This is a genomic window from uncultured Solobacterium sp., assembly GCF_963517755.1.
In the GTDB taxonomy this organism is placed as follows: Bacteria; Bacillota_I; Bacilli_A; order Erysipelotrichales; family Erysipelotrichaceae; genus Bulleidia.
Genome location: NZ_CAUQGG010000016.1, coordinates 21779 through 28106, shown reverse-complemented (window position 1 = coordinate 28106; position 6328 = coordinate 21779). Strand labels below are relative to the sequence as shown.

Here is a 6328-nt window from a genome sequence, read left to right as displayed (position 1 = left end):
ATTTTAGATACCGTTTGGATGACATTATTAATCGGAATTAGCAGTAATAACGTGATACCAATCCCTATGATACCGGAGAAAATACCAATGATGAATGTCTCCGCATTAAATAACTGCGAGATATTCTTTTTCGATGCACCAAGTGCACGCAGAATACCAATTTCCTTCGTTCTTTCCATTACAGAAATATAGGTAATGATTCCTATCATAATCGAAGAAACTATCAATGATACGGCCACAAACGCAATCAGTACATAAGAAATACCATTGATAATCGTCGTTAAGGAAGATGTCATTAACGCAACATAATCTGTATAGGAAATCTTTGAATCTTCACCAACAGAATTGTTGTAATTTTCAATTGCTTTTCCTATCGCATCTTTATTTTCAAAACTATCTGCATAGATACTGATACTGGATGGCGATTCGTAGCTCACTGCCCCAAAGGAAGCAAGATTTTTCTCTAACGATTTACCACCGATATAATCATTGTAAATCGCAAGTAACGTTGTTGTATTTGGACTATCATTGAGATAATTTTCCAACATGCTAGACATACTACTTTGTGGATTCATGGATAATTTTGACAAAGCATTCATATCAAAACTGTTTGTATCTACATCTGTTTCTTGATTTTGACTTTTTCCATCATAGTACAAAATCAACTGGTACATGTTCACCTTTTCATCATTGCTTAGATTTAACAAATACTCCTTAGTATCCTGTATCTTCTCTTCATCCGTTGTAGCATTAAAGTGTACGCCATTTAATACATTAATTTCCGGAGTATTCTTTTGTGCTTGTACAATAGCAGATTCATTTGCTCGATCAATCACATAATTAGTTAAAAGATTTGTATATGCGACCACAGTATTGATGGTCGCATTTTTCGCATCTTCCTTCGGACGAATAATTCCGGTTACTTTTAAAGGAATCGATTTATTCATTAAGCCATCGGTATCATACTCTGGATTCTTGATTTGACTATAACTACCATTCTCATTTTTTACATAGTTTTCGCTTGATGGCACAAGATAAAATATCTTCTGTAACATGTCCTCATAACTAAGTGTAAAGTCCTCTCCATCTTGTTTATTCGCAAGTTGATTTTTAGCAGCTGTGTATTGTTCCTTGGTGATAAAACCTAGTTGATACATCGATTGTACTGGGATACTATTGTTCTCATTGAGTACCATCACAACCTCGTTATAACTCGTTGGCCAAGAACCCGCCACCATATCATAACTATCTGTTACTACAGATGAAATTGGCTGCCCATTTGTACCAGCAACCATTTCAGAGAAATTCTTTGCAGATTCGTTATTTACCCCCATATTCACAAAATTAAACATACGAGGACGATTTGAATTTCCATTTCCACCATCTAGTTCAATATTTGTGTTAATGAGTTGTTGATTTGGATTTTTTGCATACACGCCAAAACTAATGTTATAGCTGTAGATGATTCCATTCTCACCAACGTATTTGTGAATTTCAGAAGTAGGGTCATCAAGATACTTTTTAAATTCAGCTAGGTTATTTTGAATCAGATTGTTTGTAACTGCATCACTTTGTTTCAATGATTGATAGTCTGCATGAACTTTTCTATCCTCTACTTGTGTTTCTTTCGAAGAGGATAAACCCATCATCTGCGTACGTAACTGCATAATCGAAGTTGCATCAATTGTCTGTGAAGAAATTGTAATTGGATAGGATGTCATCGTTTCCTTTTGAACACGTGTAATATACTGATTCATTCCTGTTGATAAAGCCAAGATTAACGCAATACCAATAATTCCAATACTACCTGCAAAAGACGTCAGAATTGTTCTTCCAATCTTTGTACGAAGATTGGCAAACGACAATCCCAAAGATGTCCAAAACGACATAGATACTCGCTTTTGATTCTTCGTGAGTTTTTCTTCAACACTCCCTTCAGGGACATCAAATGGATTGGTATCACTTGTGATTTGACCGTCTTTCAAGTTAACGATACGAGTTGAATACACTTCTGCAAGTTCAGGGTTGTGTGTCACCATAATGACCAGTTTCTCTTCTGAAATCTGCTTTAAAAGATTCATAATTTGGATACTTGTCTCTGTATCGAGTGCTCCTGTTGGCTCATCTGCAAGTAAAATATCCGGATTGTTGATTAAAGCACGTGCGATTGCCACACGCTGCATTTGTCCACCAGATAATTGATTTGGCTTTTTATGGATATGATCTTGAAGTCCAACTTTATTTAGCACTTCCACTGCCCGTTTTCTTCTTTCTTTACGTGAAACGCCAGAAAGGGTTAGTGCCATCTCAACATTCGAGAGTACATTCTGATGAGGAATCAAATTATAACTTTGAAATACAAATCCAATCGAAGTATTACGATACGCATCCCAATCCACATCTCTATACTTCTTTGTGGATACACCATTTATGACCAAATCACCACTATCATAACGATCTAATCCACCAATAATATTTAACATCGTTGTCTTTCCAGAACCAGACTGTCCTAGAATTGACACAAATTCATTCTCTCTAAAATTTAAGGAAATACCCTTTAAAGCAACTTGCGTAAGTTCCCCTACCGTATAACTCTTAACAATATTCTTTAGCTGTAACATGAAAGAGACCTCCACATATACATTAAGAATAACATAGTAAAATTTTGCATTTTTAAAATATTTTTTAAGATAAAAAAAGCAGGTATTTCACCTGCTCATTAGAGATTCTTATAAAGTCTGCTTAACAACAGCTTCGAGTTCTTCTCTTGGCATGAAACCTAAAGAAGAAGCTACCTTCTCACCATTCTTGAAGCCAATCATTGTAGGAATGGACATAATTCCATACTGTTGAGCAATCTCAGGATTGTCGTCAACATTTACCTTTACAAACTTAATATCTGCATAGTCCTTAGAAATTTCTTCAAGAACTGGTCCAACCATCTTACATGGTCCACACCAGTCAGCGTAAAAGTCTACGAATACTGATTTGTTATCAGCTAATACTTTGTCATATTCTGCTTTATTCTTAATAATATCCATTTTTGAATACCTCCGTGAACATATTATTGCATAAATATATTTGATACAAAAGAATTATGCTCTATTTAATTTTTGCGGCAGCTTCTTCATCTAAAATAACAGTTACATCTGGGTGATCCTGTAAGATACTTGCTGGACAATCCGTTGTCTTAGGACCTTTAATCATACCGTATACTGCATCAGCCTTATTGGCTCCTGTAGCGATTAAGATAATCTTCTTTGCACGCATAATTGTGCCTAAACCCTGTGTGATTGCTAGAGTTGGAACTTGATCGATATCCCCATCGAAGAAACGAGCATTGTCCTTACGTGTCTGTTCTGTTAGTTCCATTGTATGTGTCAAACTATCGAACGCTGCACCTGGCTCATTAAAAGCGATATGTCCATCAGAACCGATGCCAAGTACCTGTACGTCTACCACATACTTTGCCATTTCACTTTCATAACGTACGCATTCAGCTTCAGGATCTGCTGCTTCACCATTAGGAATGTGAATATTCTCTTCAGGAACGTCAATCTCGTTAAAGAGATTATCATGCATGAATGTATAGTAACTCTGTTCGTGATTACGTGGTAATCCAACATATTCATCTAAGTTGAATGTAATAGCATTCTTATAAGATGTACCATTTGTCTTATGGTCTGCAATCATCTTCTTATACAAACCAACCGGTGTAGAACCTGTAGCCAATCCTAATACTGGATTTTCCTTCTCTACAACCTGACGCATAATTTTAAATGCTTCTTCACTTACTTGGTCATAGGAATCTGCAATAACAATTTTTAACATTTTTCTTTCTCCTTCTTTTTAGAATAGTGTTATTGAATACGCTGTTTGCCAGCTATCATTTACATCTAATAATATTGTTCCTTCACGTTTTTCAAACGGAACTTCATTCTTCTCAAAATCTGTATGTGAGTACCATGGCTCGATACACACAAACGGTGCATAGGGTGACCAATACGCAAGCCATGGATAGCCCTGATATTCCACCTGTACACCATGAATACCATCCGTTAATTTCGTACAGGTACTACGTGGATTTTGGATGATGATTGTCTTCTTTAATGCATCTTTATCCAAAGCAATTACATCTACTTCTTGATTGTTTAATAGTTCCTTTTGATTCAATTCTAAACGGTATGCATCAAATGTTTTATCTTTTTCAAGTGGGCAATTGAATGCAGGATGCAATCCAAAGTTAAATGGCATTACACAGGTATCTCTATTCTCAATACGATATGCAATATCTAACTTCTTACCCTCCAAAGAATACGTAACCTCGAGTCGGAAGTGAAATGGATATTGTGCTAGCGTTTCTTCACTATCACACAGTTCCATTACGATTTGAGTATCAGTATGTTTAATACATTTAAATTCACTGTTTCTAGCAAAGCCATGGTTTCCAGTATGATATTCGCTTCCTTGAATATGTAGAATGCCATCCCAAGTTTTACCAACGATCGGAAATAAGATTGGATTTCTTCCAGCCCAATAGGTTTTATCACCTTGCCACATTGCCTCGATATTCGTTTCACGATCAAAGAAACTATGTATTTCAGCTGCATGTTCATCAATCGTTACTGATACAAATGAATTTTGAATTGTATACGTAGACATATATTCCCCCAACTCATTGGCTTTATTATAACACTTTGCATGATTTTTAAATTTCAATCCTTTTATAAAATTAGTTAAATTTATATTTTTTTCAAGATTTCAACTATATAATTGGACTTTTTTCACAGTTAGCGTGATAATTTTAATGTTCAAGGAGGAAATAACTATGTCATTTATTGACGGAATTAAAGAAAGAGCTAAACAAGATATAAAAACAATTGTATTACCAGAATCAGAAGACGAAAGAACACTTCGTGCAGCTGCAAAGATCTTAGAAGAAAAGACAGCAAACCTAATTTTAATTGGTGATGAAGCAACTGTAAAAGCAGATGCAGAAAAATATGGCGTTAACGTTGATGGTGCGACTATCATCAATCCAGAAACTTCCGATAAATTAGAAGAATATGTAAATACATTATATGAATTACGTAAGGCTAAGGGCATGACTCCTGAAGCTGCTCGTGACGCATTATTAAAAGATCGCACAACATTTGGTGTCATGGTATTAAAGACTGGTGGAGCTGATGGTCTTGTATCAGGTGCTTGCCACTCTACAGCAAACACATTACGTCCAGCATTACAGATCTTACGTACAGCACCAGGTGCGAAGTTAGTTTCAGGCTTCTTCATTATGGACGTTCCAAATTGCGAATTTGGTTATAATGGAACATTCGCATTCGCAGATTGTGGTCTAAACCAAGATCCAGATAGTGAAAGCCTAGCAGCTATCGCTAACGATACAGCAAATACATTTAGAACACTTGTAGGAGCTGAACCAAAGGTTGCTTTCCTATCCCACTCTACAAAGGGAAGCGCAAAACATGCATTAGTAGATAAGGTTGTAAATGCAGTAGAAATTGCTCACCAACAATATCCAGATTTAGTATGTGATGGTGAATTACAGTTAGATGCAGCTATCGTTCCAAGCGTTGCGGCAAGCAAAGCTCCAGGTTCCCCTGTTGCAGGTCAAGCTAACGTATTAATTTTCCCTAACCTTGATGGCGGTAACGTTGGTTATAAGTTAGTACAGCGTTTAGCTAAGGCTGAAGCTTATGGTCCAATGTTACAAGGTATTGCTAAACCAGTTAACGATCTATCCCGTGGATGTTCTTGGGAAGATATCGTTGGTGTAGTAGCCTTAACAGCTGTACAAGCACAAAACAGCAAGTAATAAATTAATGTATGCTTGCATACATATAAAAATAAGAGGTATCCACACACAATTGGATATCTCTTTTAATATGTTTGATAATCATGGTTTTAATATATTTAGTTTTGTATTGCATTTGCAGATACAATATATATGCCGTTAGGTATGCACTGTATCGGAAGGATGCTATCTACATCTGCCCAACCCATTTTTTCACAATTATGGTTTGGACAATCAACCTTACTAACGTGCCATTTACCATCTTTTACTTCGATTGTTAAATCTCCCACATTCCCTTTAACTGTATATGTGGCATCAACACCAGAATCGAACCATTGGACAATTTCTCCACGATATACAACTACTATCCATTCCCCTTTTGCCTGGTCATTTGGAGCTCCGTTAAGTGAACTATCTGTCCTATTAATTATTGCAGGAATAAATTTGAAAACTAGAATTAGCACAATAGATATTATAGCAATTACTCCAAGTGCAATATATTCTCTCTTTTTCATG

6 protein-coding genes are annotated in these 6328 nt (G+C 36.0%); 1 reads left to right on the top strand and 5 read right to left on the bottom strand.

The features are described from left to right. The 4 genes from RWM19_RS08095 to RWM19_RS08080 form a co-directional block, all read right to left on the bottom strand. Positions 1-2621, bottom strand: a 2621-nt coding sequence (locus RWM19_RS08095; RefSeq protein ID WP_313985767.1) for an ABC transporter ATP-binding protein/permease, incomplete at its 3' end; no start/stop codon positions are given. Positions 2622-2729: 108 nt separating this feature from the next. Next, positions 2730-3041, bottom strand: a complete 312-nt coding sequence (gene trxA, locus RWM19_RS08090) for a thioredoxin (RefSeq protein WP_313985764.1) — start codon at positions 3039-3041, stop codon at positions 2730-2732. Between the two features lie 61 nt (positions 3042-3102). Beyond that, positions 3103-3831: a glucosamine-6-phosphate deaminase gene (nagB, locus tag RWM19_RS08085; RefSeq protein ID WP_294023075.1), complete on the bottom strand. Its 729-nt coding sequence runs from the start codon at positions 3829-3831 to the stop codon at positions 3103-3105. Between the two features lie 18 nt (positions 3832-3849). Next, positions 3850-4662, bottom strand: a complete 813-nt coding sequence (locus tag RWM19_RS08080; RefSeq protein WP_313985760.1) for an aldose 1-epimerase family protein — start codon at positions 4660-4662, stop codon at positions 3850-3852. Between the two features lie 166 nt (positions 4663-4828). Here RWM19_RS08080 and pta point away from each other — a divergent pair, with 166 nt between their 5' ends. Further along, positions 4829-5833, top strand: a complete 1005-nt coding sequence (pta, locus tag RWM19_RS08075; RefSeq protein WP_313985758.1) for a phosphate acetyltransferase — start codon at positions 4829-4831, stop codon at positions 5831-5833. 98 nt (positions 5834-5931) lie between these two features. Here pta and RWM19_RS08070 read toward each other — a convergent pair whose 3' ends face one another. Continuing rightward, the gene (locus tag RWM19_RS08070; RefSeq protein ID WP_313985756.1) at positions 5932-6327 is read right to left on the bottom strand and encodes a NusG domain II-containing protein; all 396 of its coding nucleotides are present in this window, start codon (positions 6325-6327) and stop codon (positions 5932-5934) included. Between the last annotated feature and the right edge of the window lies 1 nt (position 6328).